The following is a 15,460-nucleotide window of genomic DNA, read 5'->3' on the forward strand; positions in this document are numbered from 1 at the left end:
CAACGCTTATAACTTTTTCGGCATAAGATATAAGAAATCCATTGGTCAAATCCTGAGCGAAAATCTTGACTCACATTTAGGGCAAGAGGATTATGCGAAAACTTAGTTTTTATTATGCGTATTGATGATTGTTAGCTGCCTATTATGCGATTTATAGATAATAAAAAAGGCAGTGCCATCGGCGCGTTTTAACCGTTTTCGCTCGCTCTCAAAGCGATCGCTGACACCAGGGAAATCTCTCTATGACGAATGCCGCCAACGGTCTTGCCGCGCTGGAAGCTCAGCTACAGCAGGATCTGGAATTTCTGGAACTGCCCGCCAAATCCTGGGTACCGGAACGCACCTTTCAGAGTGCACCGGTACGCGATGTGGTGGTGATTGGTGCGGGCATGTGCGGTCTGGCGGCACTCGCCAAATTACAGTTCACCGGCATCAGCAATGTGGTGGCTTATGACGCCGCACCCGCTGGGCTGGAAGGTCCGTGGATCACCTTTGCGCGCATGGAAACCCTGCGCTCACCGAAAACGCTGCATGGCCCGGCACTGGGCCTCGCGCAACTGACCTTCCGCGCCTGGTTCACCGCGCAGTGGGGCAAAGAGGCGTGGCAGGAGCTGGACAAAATCCCTAAAGCGCAGTGGATGGATTACCTGATTTGGTATCGCAAAGTGCTGAATCTGCCGGTGCACAACAACGTGCGCATTACCAACATCGCTCAGGCCGGGGATTTGATTGCACTGGATCTGGACGGTGCCGAAACCGGTCGTGTTTATACGCGCCGTTTGGTGCTGGCCACCGGACGTTCCGGTCTTGGCGGTTTTGCTGTGCCGGACTTCCTGCAAGACATTGACCGCCAGTTCTGGGCTCACTCCGCTGATGACATCGATTTTGCCGCCTTAAAGGGCAAGCGCATTGCGGTGATTGGTGCAGGCGCCTCGTCGATGGATAACGCCGCCACTGCACTGGAACAAGGTGCAGGCGCGGTGGATCTGCTGATTCGCCGCAAAGAAATGCCGCGCATCAACAAGATGACCGGCATTGGCAGCCAGGGCGTGGTGCACGGTATGCATCAGCTACCGGACGCGTGGAAATGGAAATTTGTCGATTACACCGCCGCGACCCAAACCCCGCCGCCGCGCTCTTCCACCCTGCGTGTATCACGCCATGACAATGCGCGCTTTTTCCTTGATTGCGGCATCAACGCCGTCAGACAGGAAGAAGAAGGCTTGCTGATTGAAACCACTCAGGGCCCACTGCATTACGACTTCCTGATAGCCGCCACCGGCTTTACCAACGATTTCCACGGCCGCCCGGAGTTTGCCGCCATTGCGCCGCATATCCGCAGCTGGTCCGATGGTCGCTATCAGCCTGAGATGGGCAATGCGCGTCACAGCCTGCTGGAAGCGCCGGATCTCGGTCCTTCATTCGAGTTCCGCGAACTGACGCCCGATGCCTGTCCGATGCTGGCACACATCCACTGCTTCAACGATGCCGCGATGCTGACGCACGGCAAAGTCTCCGGCGATATTCCAGCGGTGAGCGCCGGTGCCGATCGCCTGGTGCGCGGCATTACCGCCTCGTTGTTTGCCGAGGACGTTGAGCAGCACTACGCCAACTTACAAGCTTTTGACACCCCTGAACTACAGGGCGATGAATGGGTGGATTCAACCCCGTTACTAAAACAGGAGAACGCGTTGTGAGCGACGCTATTGATCAAGCAGCCGGATTAACACCAGAAGATGCGCTGTATCAGACGCGCCGCCTGCGTCCCGAATTTGTTGAAGGTGCGGAAGCGTGCCGTGTGTCAGTACTCGCGCCGGAGGACGATCAGGGTTTACCTGCGGATCTGCGTCTGGCACTGGCCCAGCGTATGGCGGTGTTGAACTACGATGCGCCGCTGCAACGTGATTACCAGGCGCAGCTGGCGGCGTTAAACCCGTCTGAAGCCCTGCTGGCGCTGGCATCGGGTTGTGCCGTATCGGAAGAGCCGCTGGCGACGATTGCCCGCCATGCCGACATGGTGACACAGCAGCCGACGCAGGCCACCGAACAGCACATTCGCTTGCTGGAGCAGGCTGGTTTAACCAATCCGCAAATCGTTGCGCTCTCTGAACTGATCGCCTTTGTTAACTTCCAGACGCGCGTGGCGGCTGGCTTACGTTTGATGAGGTCAGCATGATTCCGTCGGTTAATCTCAAGCCGCTGCACTGGCATCCGTATATCACGCCAGTAGATGTTGAACAGGCGACACCGGCGCAGTTGGATGCGATGAAAGTGACGCCGTCGAACAAGAAGATCTCCGAGTACGTGCGCACGCTGGTGCACGATCCCGAGAGCTACACCGCACGTACCGGGCTGTTCAACGCCATCATGTATGTCGAAGGTGGCCTCGATCGTGCGGATCGTGAGCTGGGCGCGCTAGGTGCTTCGATCGTTAACGGCTGCCGTTATTGCGCGGTGGTGCACGCGCGCCGTCACGCTCAGCTGGCCGACAGTGACACCGTGGTCAGTGCCATCTATTTTGATAGAGCGGATGTATTAGGTGAACGCGATGCGGCGATCTACCGCTTTGCGCGTCGTTTATCGGTGACTCCTTCTGAAGCCACGCCGGAAGATGTGGCTGCGCTGCGCGCCGTCGGCATGAACGATCAGGAGATTGTTGATCTGATCCACGCCATCGCCATTTTCGGCTGGGCCAACCGTCTGATGCATGTGCTCGGCCATGCTGACCTGAACAAATAAGGGCTGCACCGGATGTTAGAACTCAACAATATTACGCTTGCTTACGGCAGCAATCCGATCCTGAAAGGGGTCGATCTGTCGGTAAAACGTGGCGATGTGGTGTCGATCATCGGGCCAAGCGGCACCGGGAAAACCACGCTGCTGCGCTGCATAAATTATCTGGCCAAGCCGTCAGCCGGGACTATTCAGCTGGATCAGATCCGCATGGATTACCAGTCCCCGGATAAAGCCGCGATCCAGGCGATCCGTCTGCGCACCGCCATGGTGTTCCAGCAGTTTAACGTGTTCAAAAACATGACAGTGCTGGAAAACGTGATGGATCCGCTGATCGTGATCCAGCGTAAAACTAAACAGCAAGCGCGCGACATCGCCGTACAGGAGCTGGAGCGTGTGGGTCTGGGTGCCAAGCTCGATCACTATCCGTCGCAGCTGTCTGGCGGCCAGTTACAGCGTACCGGTATCGCCCGTGCTTTGGCGGTGCGTCCGGATGTGATGCTGTTTGATGAACCGACCTCATCGCTCGATCCTGAGCTGGTGGGTGAAGTATTAAAAGTGATTAAAGATGTGGCGTCATCCGGCATTACCTCGCTGCTGGTGACGCACGAGATGCAGTTCGCAAAAAGCATCTCGAATCGCATCGTGTTTATGGATCAGGGTGTGGTCGCCGCGCAGGGGACTCCAGCAGAGATGTTTGATAACCCAACTCTGCCGCGCCTTGCCCAGTTCCTCAACTCAGAAAAAGTATTCTAATAATTAAAGGAATCACAGACATGCCTGCAATCAAAACTACATTACGTCGCCTGGCCGCGCCTGGCATCATCGCACTGGCACTGATCAGCGGTAACAGCTTTGCTGACGCGGTTCGTACCATCAAAATCGCCACCGCAGCCGAATCCAAACCGCTGTCATGGGGCGCGATCGGTCACGAGCCAGAGGGTTACGAGCCGGACGTGCTGAAAGCCATCAACGCCAAGCTGCCACAGTACAAATTCGTGATGGAAGGTGCGGCGGATATTGCACAGGAAACCGGTCTGGTGACTGGCAAGTACGACATGGCGACCGGCGGTTACTACAAAGCGCCTGCGCGCAGCAAACAGTTCCTGATCCCGGATGCCCCGATCGGTGCCAGCCTGATGAAGATCTACAGCCGCAGCGATAGCAATATCAACGGCATGAAGGATCTGGTCGGCAAAAACATCGTGCCGGTGACCGCAGGCGGCGGCGTGTATAAGTTCGTCACCCAGTGGCAGCAGGACAACCCGAACGACAAAATCACCATCAAAGCGTCCAGCGCCGGCGTGCCTTACCCGGATCGCCTGAAAGAAGTGCAGAGCGGCAAATATGATGCGCTGATCCTGCCTTCAAATCTCGGTGAGCAGACGGTGATCGACAACCAGAAACTGGCGATCAAAGCCAGTGAGCCGGTGGTGATCAACAACACCTATGTGCTGATCCACCGCTCTGCCGAAAACCAGGCGCTGAACGATGACATCGCCAAAACCCTGCAAGAGCTGAAGGCAGATGGCACGCTGGATAAGCTGGCGCAGAAGTGGTTCGGCGAAGAAGTCACCAAGTACATGAAGTAATAGATTCACTGCGCCCGGTGTTGAGCCGGCGCATGCTGTCCTTTTTAGCAGGAGTGTTTCACCGTGAATCTATCCTCCATGATTCCAGAACTGCTGTCGGCGCTGCCTCTGACGCTCGGCATCATGTTTGTCGCGATGATTGTCGGGTTCTTTCTGGCGCTGATCGCGACGTTTTTCCGCGTGCGCCGTATTCCCGTCATCAGCCAGCTGGCCGATCTTTATGTTTCCTACGCGCGCAGCGTGCCCGTGGTGTTGCAGCTGTTTGTGGCCTTCTACGGCATGCCGCTGATCACCGATAACTTTGGTTTTGGCGACTTCTTTACCGCCAACGTGGCGGCGATGATTGGCCTGAGCCTGTATCACGGCGGCTATCTGTCTGAAGTGATGCGTCCGGCGTATCTTGCGGTAGAGCGTGGTCAGCACGATGCCACCGACAGCCTCGGCTATAGCTTCCGCCAGAAAATGCTGCGTGTGATTGGTCCGCAGGCGGTGCACTTCGCGCTGCCGGGTTACGGCAATGCGATTATCTATCTGATTCATAACGTGGCGCTGGTGATGTACATCGGGGCGGCGGATGTGATGGCGACTGCGCACCTGATCATGGAACGCGACTATAACCAGTATCAGTTCGGCACCTATCTGGTGTTGGCCGTGCTCTATTCACTGCTGTGCGGTGTAGCGTGGCTGATTATTCGATACTTTGAACAACGTCATGCGAAGTACAGCTCGAAGTCTGCGGCGCGCGTGAAGTTCACCACCAGCGTCTGAGTGAGGGAGAAAAACCATGTTTGATGCTGAGGTTTTGCTGCCGGACTTCTGGAGCATTCTCGATGCGGTACCGGTAACGCTGCTGATGGCGGTGACGGTGTTTATCTGTTCGACGCTGTTGGGCGGGCTGTTTGCGTTTATCGAGCATCGCCGTATTCCAGTGCTGCGCCAGCTAGTGATCACCTACAAAATCGCCTTCAAAGGCGTGCCAATGGTGGTGGTGATTTTCCTTGCCTATTACGGCTTGCCACCGGCGCTGCACTTCATTGCCACGCTGTTTGGCGTTGAGGTGAACGCCCACTCATTGCCGAACTGGGTGATCATTATTGTGGCGCTGAGTGCCTGCGTAGCGGCATTCCAGGCCGAAGTGTGGAAGGGCGCGCTGAACTCGTTCGACAGTGGACAATCGGATGCCGCCTTGTCGCTGGGCTACAGCGGCGGACAGCTGTTCCGTCGGGTGATGTTCCCGCAGATTATCGTGGCGGCGATCCCCGATCTGGCGAATGCGTTTATGGTGATCATGAAAGCGCTGTCGCTGGCGTTTGCGATTGAAGTGGTGGATATCTTTGCCCAGGCGCAATTGACGGCGGCACTGAATTTCTACTACCTCGAAGCCTTCCTGATTGCGGTGGTGTTCTACATGGTGATTGCCTATGTGGTCACCAAGATCGCCGACAAGATCGAGGCAGCGCTGCGCGTGCGCACCTAAAAATTGATAAGTTGTGAGGAAACGGCAGCCCATGTGGCTGCCGTTTTTTTTGCTAATTTGCGCGATAAATCGCGCCGCTACAGGACCTGCACTGGTTGGGTAGAAGCGCAATTCATTGCGCTTCACCATGAACACTCCTTGCTTTCATTATGCAAGTCACTTGCAAAATGATAGTCACTCTGCAACAGTATGCCGCATAAGATCCTCTGCGGAATACTCAGCATGAAAAACGAACCGCTTTATCAAATGGCCTGCCCGATTGCGCGCAGCCTTGGCCGCGTCGGCGATGGCTGGAGCATGCTGATCATGCGCGATGCGCTGGCCGGTTTTACCCGTTTTGACGAATTCCAGAAAAACAGCGGCGTGGCGCCAAACATCCTGTCGCGTCGCCTGAAAGAGCTGGTAGAAGATGGTTTGCTGGAAAAGGTGTGTTACAGCACCACGCCGATGCGCTTCGAATATCACCTTACGCCCGCCGGACGTGATTTGCGTGGCGTCATCCTGGCGCTGGCCGAGTGGGGCAGCACCCACTTCTCGCCGGAAGGACGGCAGATGCAACTGGTGGAAACCGCCACTCAGCGTCCAGTGAAACCGCAGCTGGTCGATAGCGAAAACGGCCAGCCGCTCACCAGCGATAAATATCAAATGGTGCCCGGCCCGGCAGCGGCGCCGATCATGCACTATCGCCATGATTATCTGCAGAAAAAACGTGCCGGTGACAGCACGCTGAAATTCTCTCCGCCTGTTACAGAGAAACAGCCATGACCCGCACGCGCAAAAAATCCGCTCTGCTGCTGGCACTGGCAATCGGCGGTATCGCGGCGGCAGGCTACGGCTACTATTGGTGGCACACCGCGCGCTTTATGCCTTCCACCGACGATGCGTATGTTGGCGCAGATATCAGCGCCATCTCCGCCAAAGTGTCTGGCTACATCCACACGCTGGCGGTGCAGGACAACGCACAGGTGAAAAAGGGCGATTTGCTGGTGCAGCTGGATAACCGTGATTATCTGGCAGCGGTGGATCAGGCAACGGGTGAAGTGGCGGCACAGCAGGCCGCGTTAAGCGATATCGCCGCTACGCGCCAGCTGCAACTTGCCACTATTGCGGGCACGCACGCCTCTCTGCTGGCAGCGCAGGCGGTAACACTGAAAACCACCTCCGACCAACGTCGCTACAGCGCGCTGGCCAGTAGCGCTGCGGTATCACAGCAGATCCGCGACCATGCGCAGGCCGATTACCATCAGGCGATGGCCGAAGAGAGCAAAACCCGTGCGGATAAAACCGTTGCCGAGCGCCAGTTACAGGTGCTGGATGCCCGTGAGCAGCAGGCCAAAGCCGCCTTAACCCAGGCTCAGGCGGGGCTGGCGATGGCGAAGCTCAATCTTGAATACACTGAAATCCGCGCCCCATTTGATGGCGTGGTCGGCAACCGTCGCGCATGGTCAGGCTCTTATGTCAGCAGCGGCACGCAATTGCTGTCGCTGGTGCCTGCGCAAGGGCTGTGGATCGATGCCAATTTCAAAGAAAGCCAGCTAGCGAATATGAAGCCGGGGCAGGTTGCCCGCATCGTGGCGGACGTGTTACCCGGCCGTACCTTTAACGGGCACGTTGGCAGTTTGTCACCGGCCACCGGTTCGCGCTTCAGTATTCTTCCGGCGGAAAACGCCACCGGCAACTTCACCAAAATCGTCCAGCGCGTGCCGGTACGCATTGTGCTGGATGGCGATGCGTCGGTGCTCGGTCTGTTGCGTCCTGGCTTGTCCGTCACGGTGACGGTGGATGAGAGAAGCGCGCGATGAGCAGCGTTGCCGCACCCTGGTTGTCTCCGGCGGAGATGCCGGTCAGCAAGAAGGTGTTCGCCTTTGCCACTATGTGCATCGGCATGTTTATCGCCTTGCTGGATATCCAGATTGTTTCCGCCTCGCTGCGGGATATCGGCGGCGGCTTATCAGCGGGCGATGACGAAACGGTATGGGTGCAAACCAGCTACCTGATTGCAGAAATCATCATCATTCCGCTCTCTGGTTGGCTGGCGAGCGTGATGTCAACGCGCTGGCTGTTTGCCGCGTCGGCATGCGGCTTTACGCTGATGAGTTTGCTGTGTGCCTGGGCGTGGAATATCCAGAGCATGATCGCCTTTCGTGCCTTGCAGGGATTGGCGGGCGGCTCGATGATTCCGCTGGTGTTCACCACCGCCTTTGCTTTTTTTCAGGGCAAGCAGCGGGTAATTGCGGCCGCCACCGTGGGTGCACTGGCCTCATTAGCACCGACGCTGGGCCCAACGGTGGGCGGCTGGATCACCGATAACTTCAGCTGGCACTGGCTGTTTTACATCAACATCATTCCCGGTATTTACATCACCATTGCGGTGCCGCTGCTGGTAAAAATCGACCAGCCGAATCGTGAGCTGCTACGTGGCGCAGATTACTTCAGCATTGTGCTATTGGCGCTGTCACTGGGCTGCCTGGAATACACCTTAGAAGAGGGGCCGCGCTGGGGCTGGTTTGACGATAGCACCATCACCACCACTGGCTGGATCGCGCTGGTGTGCGGCGTGCTGTTTATCTTCCGTACGCTGAATCACGCGAAGCCGATCATGGATCTGCGGGCGCTGAAGGATCCGAGCTTTAGCCTCGGCTGTTATTTCTCGTTTATGGCCGGGGTCGGCATCTTCGCCACCATCTATCTCACGCCGCTGTTTCTTAGCCAGGTGCGCGGCTTTAGCGCGCTGGAGATCGGATTGGCGATCTTCTCCACCGGCATTTTTCAGATCCTGTCGATTCCGTTTTATGCCTGGCTGGCGAATCGCGTCGATCTGCGCATTTTGCTGGCGTTTGGCTTGATCAGTTTTGGCGCGTCGATGTTTTTCTTCGTGCCGATCACCCACGACTGGGGCGCAAAAGAGCTGCTGTTTCCGCAGGCATTTCGCGGTATGGCGCAGCAGTTTGCGGTAGCGCCCACTGTGACGTTGACGCTCGGCAGCTTGCCGCCCGCACGACTAAAATTAGCCTCAGGACTGTTTAATCTGATGCGTAATCTTGGGGGTGCCATCGGCATTGCGCTGTGTGGCACCGTGCTGAATGACCGCACCAATCTGCACTTCAGCCGCCTCGCCGATCACCTCAACAGCGCCAGTTTGTCGCTTGGCGACTATCTGCAATCGCGCACGGCAGCCCTGATATTCAGCGGACTCAGCCCGGATGCCGCTCACACGGCATCGCTGCAATCGCTGGCTTCACTCACCCTGCGCGAGGCGCGCACGCAGGCATTTTCGGACGCATTCTGGCTGATTATGGTCGGATTTTGTATCGCTGCGCTGCTGGTTCCTTTTATGAAAAGCCCGCGGCTTAAGGAGTTATCGATGAAACGTATTGTGATTACAGGCATGGGAATGGTTTCCCCGCTCGGCTGCGGCACAGAAGCAGTGTGGCAGTCATTGCTGGCGGGAAAATCCGGCATCAGCGCTTTACCGGACGAGATGGTGCAGGACATCAGCTGCAAAGTCGCCGGACAGGTGCCCACGCTGGATCAAGATCCCCAACATGGCTTCGATCCCGAACGCGTGATCGCGCCGAAAGATCGCAAGAAAATGGATCGCTTTATTGAGTTCGCGCTGGTGGCGGCGCACGAAGCGCTGACGCAGGCCAACTGGTTCCCGCAGGATGAGGCCGACCGCCAGCGCACCGCGACGGTGATCGCCACCGGGATCGGCGGCTTCAATGAAATCGCTAATGCGGTTGAAACCACCGCCAATCGCGGCCCGCGTCGCTTATCGCCGTTTACCATTCCCTCCTTTCTCGCCAATCTGGCGGCGGGGCATGTGTCGATTGCCCACGGTTTTCGCGGCCCGATTGGCGCACCGGTAACGGCGTGCGCGGCGGGTGCGCAGGCGATTGGCGATGCGGCGCGAATGATTCGCAGCGGTGAAGCGGATATCGCGCTGTGCGGCGGCACGGAAGCGGCGATCCATCGCGTCAGTCTCGCGGGTTTTGCTGCCGCCAAAGCGATGTCGGGTGGCTTTAACGATCATCCCGAGCAGGCGTCTCGTCCGTTTGATCGTGACCGTGATGGCTTTGTGATGGGCGAAGGCGCAGGTTTGCTGGTGATTGAGTCATTGGAGCATGCGCAGGCACGCGGGGCGACACCGCTGGCGGAGCTGGTCGGCTACGGTACCAGCGCTGATGCGTATCACCTTACCGCCGGACCGGAAACCGGCGAAGGAGCGCGCCGCGCGATGGAAACCGCGCTGGCGCAGGCGGGCATCACGCCAGCAGATGTGCAGCATATCAACGCTCATGCCACCTCCACGCCGGTGGGTGACAAAGGCGAGCTGGCGGCCATTCGCACGCTGTTTGCGGACAGTAATGTGGCTATCACCTCGACCAAATCCGCCACCGGGCATTTGTTAGGCGCGGCGGGCGGCGTGGAGGCGATTTTCTCGATCCTCGCACTGCGCGATCAGATCGCACCGCCAACGCTCAATCTACTGCATCCCGATGAAGCCGCAGCGGGGCTCAATCTGGTGGCATTGAAACCTCTGTCGATGGCGATGCAGTATGTGCTGTCGAACGGCTTTGGCTTCGGTGGCGTGAATGCCAGCTTGCTGTTTAAGAGCTGGGAGTCATAAACACGATGCGGCCTTCAGACCGCCCGTAATCGTATGCGGGTGCGCCAGTGCGCACCCTACAATTATCCTCGATATTCGATAATCGACAGCCCGCCGTTGTAATCGGTGCTGTAAATAATCCCCTCGGCATCGACAAACACATCACAGCTTTGAATCACCTGTGGGCGATCCGGTCGGGTGTCCATCATGCGTTCGGGCGCAGCAGGCACTAACGCACCGGTTTCTATGGGCTGATACGGGTTAGAAATGTCATAGGCGCGTACGCCGGCATTTTGATAGGTGGCAAAAATCAGCGTATCGCTGACAAAACTGCCGGGTCGATTTTCATGCAGGTTATGCGGACCAAAATGCGCGCCTTTGGCGACATAATCACGTTCATCCGGCTGCGGGAAGGTGGCAATACTGATCGGGTTGGCGGGTTCACGGATATCAAACAGCCAAATCAATTTTTCGCCATCCTGCTGCTCGTCGAGCACCGCTTCGTCCAGCACCACCAGCAGGTCGCGTGATGGCAAAGGCAACGCGGTGTGCGTGCCACCACCAAATGGCGGGCTCCAGTTGCGATGGCTGATCAACTGCGGCGCCGCACGATCGCTGACATCCAGCAAGGTTAAGCCACCATCGCGCCAGCAGCCGTACGCGGTATCGCCGCTGATAATGGCGTGATGCAGCGCGAAACGTTTGCCTTGTTGCCAGTCGGGCGTTTCACCGGCTGCGGTATGCATGCCCGGCAGCCACCAGCGTCCGACCACCTGCGGCTGACGCGGATCGGCCAGATCGAGGGTCAGCAAAATGTAATCACTGAAGCCGTCGATCAAGGCAGAGACATAAGCCCAGCGCCCGCCGACATACCAGATGCGGTGAATGCCAATGCCATCAAGATGCAGAAAAGCGATTTCGCGTGGCTGGGCGGGGGACGAAATATCAAAAATCCGCAGCCCGGATTGCCAGCTCTTTTCCTGAATATCGGCGATGGTGTGGCCGACGGAACGCGTGTAATAGACCTTCTCATCGGCGAAACGCACGTCGGCAAACAGGTCGCGGGCGTAATCACCAGCAGCAGGTCGTCGTGAGCCTGTAAATGCACGTTCCAGGTGCCGGGCGGTGCGGCAACATAATTAACGGTTTTGGGCTGACGCGGATCGCGTACATCAATCACGCTAAATCCCTGCGACACCATGTGGCCAACGTAGGCAAAGCCGCGATGCACCATCACCTGCACGCCGTCAGGACGGCCGCCCTGATCGCTGTGGCCTATCAGCCGCATATTACGGCTGTATTCGGGAGTGGGAAGCTGAGTCATGCTGGCCTCACTTGGCTTTCGCGGCGAGCGTGGCAAACCAAGGTGCGACGAAATCGCTGCTCTGGCCCCAGCCTGGAATCACTTTCTGTAATCCTGCGACGTTCGCGGCACCCGGCTGACCATTAACCAGATCCTGCGTAATCACCGCCCCTTTAAATTCATAGTGAGCAGGCGTCGGTTCGCCAGCAATTTTGTAGGCGAGCAAGCGCACGTTCACCGCCCCAATCAGCTTGGGATCGACCGCCACACTGACTTTCCACGGGCTGTTTTTTTCGCGCATCAGTTGCAGGTCCTGGTTCGAGATATCAATGCTGTAAAGCTTGATTTCGGTACGGCCGTTCTCCTGCAGCGCTTTATAAGCGCCCTGGCTGAAGGCATCCCATGTTCCCCAGATGGCATCGATTTTGCCTTTCGGGTACTTCGCCAGAATCGCACCGATCTTGTTGGCGGTATCGCCCTGCACATCGGCTGACACCGCGCCAATGGATTCCAGTTCATGAATGCCCGGATTGGCTTTTGAAATCTGCTGCCATGCGGCCTGACGGCGCTCCATCGGCGGGAATCCGGCGACCCACAGCTTGACGATATTGGCTTTGCCGTTGAAATCTTTGATCAACGGTTTAAGCGATTCCTCGGCCAGCGATGCATCATCCTGCTGGGTGACGGTAACGCCATCCGGCACCTTATCCACGGCGGTATCAAACACTGATACCGCAATGCCGCTGTCGTGGATGAGTTTCACTAAATCTTCGGAGTAAGGCGCGCGGCCCTGAGACAAAATAATGCCGTCGTATTTCTGCGTAATGGCTTGGTTAACGAAGTCCTGGAAGCGCGCATCATCACCCTGGCTGAGGAAGGTGCTGACCTTGAAGCCTAACTGTTTCGCCTGCTGAACCGCACCGGCGACAAACTGCGTGGTGTTATCGTCCGAACCCAGGTTACGGATCACCGCAATACGAATCGGCCCCTGATGATCCGCCAATTTAGCGGGTAACGGTGCCAGCGTGTCAGCCGTGGCGGTAGTGCTGAGCAGAGCCAGCGCGGTCAGTGATAAGGCCCATTTTTTCATGATTTTCCCCGAAGAAGATAAGTCAGTTGCCGGTGGTGGCTCGCCCGTTGTGGTTGTAATAAGCGGGCGATCTGAGCGGATTTTTCATCCTCCGTTGCGGCTTGGCAATCAAGGAAATGGCATAAGTTAAGTCAGAAAAATCATTAGCTTTGCCGGGGCGGGCGGCAGACCATAGCGCATTATTTCTACGGGGAAATCTCATGAGTGAACACCATATTCAGGTCGTGCCAGGCCCGGCAAATTACTATTCTCATCCCGGTGCCATTGCCCGATTAGCCGACTATTATAGCGAAGCGCAGTTGGCTAAGGCGTTTTGGGTCACCGGACAGCAGGCACTTGCCGCCGCGCAGCCGTGGCTGGAACCCTGGCTGGATCTGCCAGACGCGAAACTTTCGCTGTTTACGGGACATTGCAGCGCATCGGCGGTGACAAAGCTGGCGCAGGAGGCGGGAGACGATCGTCAGGTGGTGATTGGCGTGGGCGGCGGCACGGTGCTGGATACTGCCAAGGCGCTGGCGCATCGGTTAGGATTGCCGGTGGTGACGATTCCCACCATTGCGGCGACCTGTGCCGCCTGGACTCCGCTATCAGTGTGGTACAACGATGCCGGTGAAGCGCTGAAGTTTGAAGTCTTCCCGCAGGCCAACCATTTATTGTTGCTTGAGCCGCAGATCATTTTGCAGGCTCCGGCGCGTTATTTGCAGGCGGGCATCGGTGACACGCTGGCGAAATGGTATGAAGCGGTGGTGCTGGCACCGGAACCGGATACGTTACCGCTGACGGTTCGTTTGGGATTGGATGTGGCGAAAACCTTACGTGATGTGCTGTTAGAAAAAAGCGAGGCTGCCTTAGCCGATCAACAAGCGCAGCATCTATCGCTGGCGTTTCGCGATGTGGTGGATGCGATCGTGGCGGGCGGCGGCATGGTGGGCGGATTGGGCGAGCGCTATACGCGTATTGCGGCGGCGCATGCAGTCCATAATGGTTTAACCGTGTTGCCGCAAACCGCGCAGTACTTGCACGGCACCAAAGTGGCGTACGGCATTTTGGTACAGAGTGCACTGCTGGGGCAGGATGCGATCACCGCGCAACTGATTGAGGCGTACAAACGCTTTGATCTGCCCACCACGCTGGCTCAACTGGACGTCGATATCCAGCAACGCGATCAGGTGGATCGGATCATTCAGCACACCTTGCGTCCGGTGGAGTCGATCCATTACCTGCCGATTGGGTTAACGCCTGAAATTTTATGGGCGGCGCTGGAGAAAGTTGAGGCGCTGGGGCAATAACAATAGTGATACCTAATCGCTTAAGGTCGCCAAAAATGGCGACCTTACGGCAATATGGCGCATTGCATTGCCAGCTGCGCATTCATGCGCACTTGGCAAAGTATCAACGCTTATCCAACGCTTCCCACAGGCCCATCAGGTAAGTCGTGCCTAACGCGCGGTCATACAAACCGTAGCCTGGACGTCCGGTCTCGCCCCAGATAAAGCGGCCGTGATCGGAACGGATATAGCCATCAAAACCGTTGTCATGCATCGATTGCAGCACCTTGTACATATCCAGCGAGCCGTACTCGGTGGGATGCGCACATTCGTAGAAATCTTTGTCCTGAATAATCTTGATGTTACGCACGTGCGCAAACGGAATACGTTTACGGCGTGAGAACTCGGCCAGAATGCCATACACATCATTCTGCGGATCTTCCGCAATCGATCCGGTGCACAGCGTGATGCCATTAGCCTCCGAATCCACCACGTTACAGATCCAATCGAGATCCTCGCGATTCTTCACGATGCGTGGCAGGCCAAAGATCGAATACGGTGGATCATCCGGGTGGATCGCCATCTTCACGCCAACTTCTTCACATACCGGGATCACCGCTTTCAGGAAGTAAGCGAGGTTTTCGCGCAGCTTGTTGTCATCAACGTCTTTGTACTGGGCAAACAGATCCTGCACTTTCGCCAGACGCTCTGGCTCCCAGCCTGGCAGCGCGAAACCGTTCGAGTTGCCCAACACTTCCTGCACCACTTCGTCGAGGCTCTTATCGATGCCTTTCTTCTCGAACGCCATGGTGAGTGAGCCGTCGGGCAACACGTAATTCATGTCGGTCTTCATCCAGTCAAATACCGGCATGAAGTTGTAGCAGATTACTTTCACGCCGACTTCAGCGAGGTTACGGATGCTCTGCTGGTAGTTCTCAATATACTGATCGCGGCTCGGCAGGCCGATTTTGATGTCGTCGTGAATGTTGACGCTCTCGATCACTTCCACCGTCAGACCGGCGGCATGCACCTGATTAACCAGCGCTTTAATCTTATCTTTCGGCCAGGTTTCCCCGACGGGCACGTCATACAGCGCGCCGACCACGCCACGTACACCCGGTACCTGGCGAATATATTCCAGTGAAACTTTATCTTCTTTGGGACCAAACCAACGCATTGTCAGTTGCATAATCTCATCCACCGTCATCGTGTTGCTGCGATAACTGTTAAACTACCATTCTAGTAAACATGATCCCAGCATCGACCGGTGAATATCTCTTGATCCGCGTCACAGAACACAATTTCTCCGTCGAAGGCAGGCGGTAAGGGGGATTTACGCGGCCTAACGTTAATACGGGCGCTAACGCAACGAGAATGAAAAGGAGAGG

At 56.8% G+C, this 15,460-nt stretch carries 13 protein-coding genes and 2 pseudogenes; 12 read left to right on the top strand and 3 right to left on the bottom strand.

Annotated features, from left to right (window positions below):
* Nucleotides 1-242 precede the first annotated feature (242 nt).
* The 11 genes and pseudogenes from HA45_RS01205 (at nt 243) to fabF (ending at nt 10,432) form a co-directional block, all read left to right on the top strand.
* The gene (locus tag HA45_RS01205; protein ID WP_100703450.1) at nt 243-1,697 is read left to right on the top strand and encodes an NAD(P)-binding domain-containing protein; all 1,455 of its coding nucleotides are present in this window, start codon (nt 243-245) and stop codon (nt 1,695-1,697) included.
* On the top strand, nt 1,694-2,176 hold the full coding sequence (locus HA45_RS01210; RefSeq protein ID WP_100703451.1) for a CMD domain-containing protein: 483 nt from the start codon (nt 1,694-1,696) through the stop codon (nt 2,174-2,176). The genes HA45_RS01205 and HA45_RS01210 overlap by 4 nt, the downstream gene beginning before the upstream one ends.
* Nucleotides 2,173-2,739: a peroxidase-related enzyme gene (locus HA45_RS01215; protein WP_100703452.1), complete on the top strand. Its 567-nt coding sequence runs from the start codon at nt 2,173-2,175 to the stop codon at nt 2,737-2,739. The genes HA45_RS01210 and HA45_RS01215 overlap by 4 nt, the downstream gene beginning before the upstream one ends.
* A 12-nt stretch (nt 2,740-2,751) precedes the next feature.
* Entirely contained in the window at nt 2,752-3,489 is a 738-nt protein-coding gene (locus HA45_RS01220; protein ID WP_100703453.1) for an amino acid ABC transporter ATP-binding protein, read from the top strand.
* 20 nt (nt 3,490-3,509) lie between these two features.
* Entirely contained in the window at nt 3,510-4,325 is an 816-nt protein-coding gene (locus HA45_RS01225) for a transporter substrate-binding domain-containing protein (RefSeq protein ID WP_100703454.1), read from the top strand.
* 78 nt (nt 4,326-4,403) lie between these two features.
* The gene (locus tag HA45_RS01230) at nt 4,404-5,093 is read left to right on the top strand and encodes an amino acid ABC transporter permease (RefSeq protein ID WP_205960974.1); all 690 of its coding nucleotides are present in this window, start codon (nt 4,404-4,406) and stop codon (nt 5,091-5,093) included.
* Between the two features lie 16 nt (nt 5,094-5,109).
* A complete protein-coding gene (locus HA45_RS01235) occupies nt 5,110-5,802 on the top strand; it encodes an amino acid ABC transporter permease (protein WP_100703456.1) in 693 nt (230 codons plus the stop codon).
* A 222-nt stretch (nt 5,803-6,024) separates the two neighbouring features.
* Nucleotides 6,025-6,567, top strand: coding sequence for a winged helix-turn-helix transcriptional regulator (locus HA45_RS01240; RefSeq protein WP_034823322.1), 543 nt, complete (start codon nt 6,025-6,027; stop codon nt 6,565-6,567).
* Nucleotides 6,564-7,604, top strand: a complete 1,041-nt coding sequence (locus tag HA45_RS01245; protein ID WP_100703457.1) for an HlyD family secretion protein — start codon at nt 6,564-6,566, stop codon at nt 7,602-7,604. Before HA45_RS01240 ends, HA45_RS01245 begins: the two co-directional genes overlap by 4 nt.
* Nucleotides 7,601-9,148, top strand: a pseudogene (locus HA45_RS29250) (DHA2 family efflux MFS transporter permease subunit); the annotation flags it as partial. The gene HA45_RS01245 and the pseudogene HA45_RS29250, both read left to right, overlap by 4 nt.
* Complete coding sequence (gene fabF / locus HA45_RS29255) at nt 9,137-10,432, top strand: beta-ketoacyl-ACP synthase II (protein ID WP_211280894.1); 1,296 nt, start codon at nt 9,137-9,139, stop codon at nt 10,430-10,432. The pseudogene HA45_RS29250 and the gene fabF, both read left to right, overlap by 12 nt.
* Nucleotides 10,433-10,494: 62 nt before the next feature.
* On the opposite strand, the pseudogene HA45_RS01255 reads toward fabF, so the two are convergent.
* Together HA45_RS01255 and HA45_RS01260 are read right to left on the bottom strand one after the other, a co-directional pair.
* Nucleotides 10,495-11,735 (bottom strand): annotated as a pseudogene (locus HA45_RS01255) (LVIVD repeat-containing protein).
* A gap of 7 nt (nt 11,736-11,742) precedes the next feature.
* Nucleotides 11,743-12,804 (bottom strand): sugar ABC transporter substrate-binding protein, encoded by a 1,062-nt coding sequence (locus HA45_RS01260; RefSeq protein ID WP_100703461.1) that lies wholly within the window; start codon nt 12,802-12,804, stop codon nt 11,743-11,745.
* Nucleotides 12,805-13,004: 200 nt separating this feature from the next.
* On the opposite strand from HA45_RS01260, the gene HA45_RS01265 reads away from it, so the two are divergent.
* The gene (locus tag HA45_RS01265; protein WP_100703462.1) at nt 13,005-14,093 is read left to right on the top strand and encodes an oxidoreductase; all 1,089 of its coding nucleotides are present in this window, start codon (nt 13,005-13,007) and stop codon (nt 14,091-14,093) included.
* Between the two features lie 103 nt (nt 14,094-14,196).
* Here HA45_RS01265 and uxuA read toward each other — a convergent pair whose 3' ends face one another.
* Entirely contained in the window at nt 14,197-15,261 is a 1,065-nt protein-coding gene (gene uxuA, locus HA45_RS01270; protein WP_100703663.1) for a mannonate dehydratase, read from the bottom strand.
* Nucleotides 15,262-15,460: the final 199 nt, after the last annotated feature.

The organism is Pantoea rodasii, assembly GCF_002095465.1.
In the GTDB taxonomy this organism is placed as follows: Bacteria; Pseudomonadota; Gammaproteobacteria; order Enterobacterales; family Enterobacteriaceae; genus Pantoea; species Pantoea rodasii.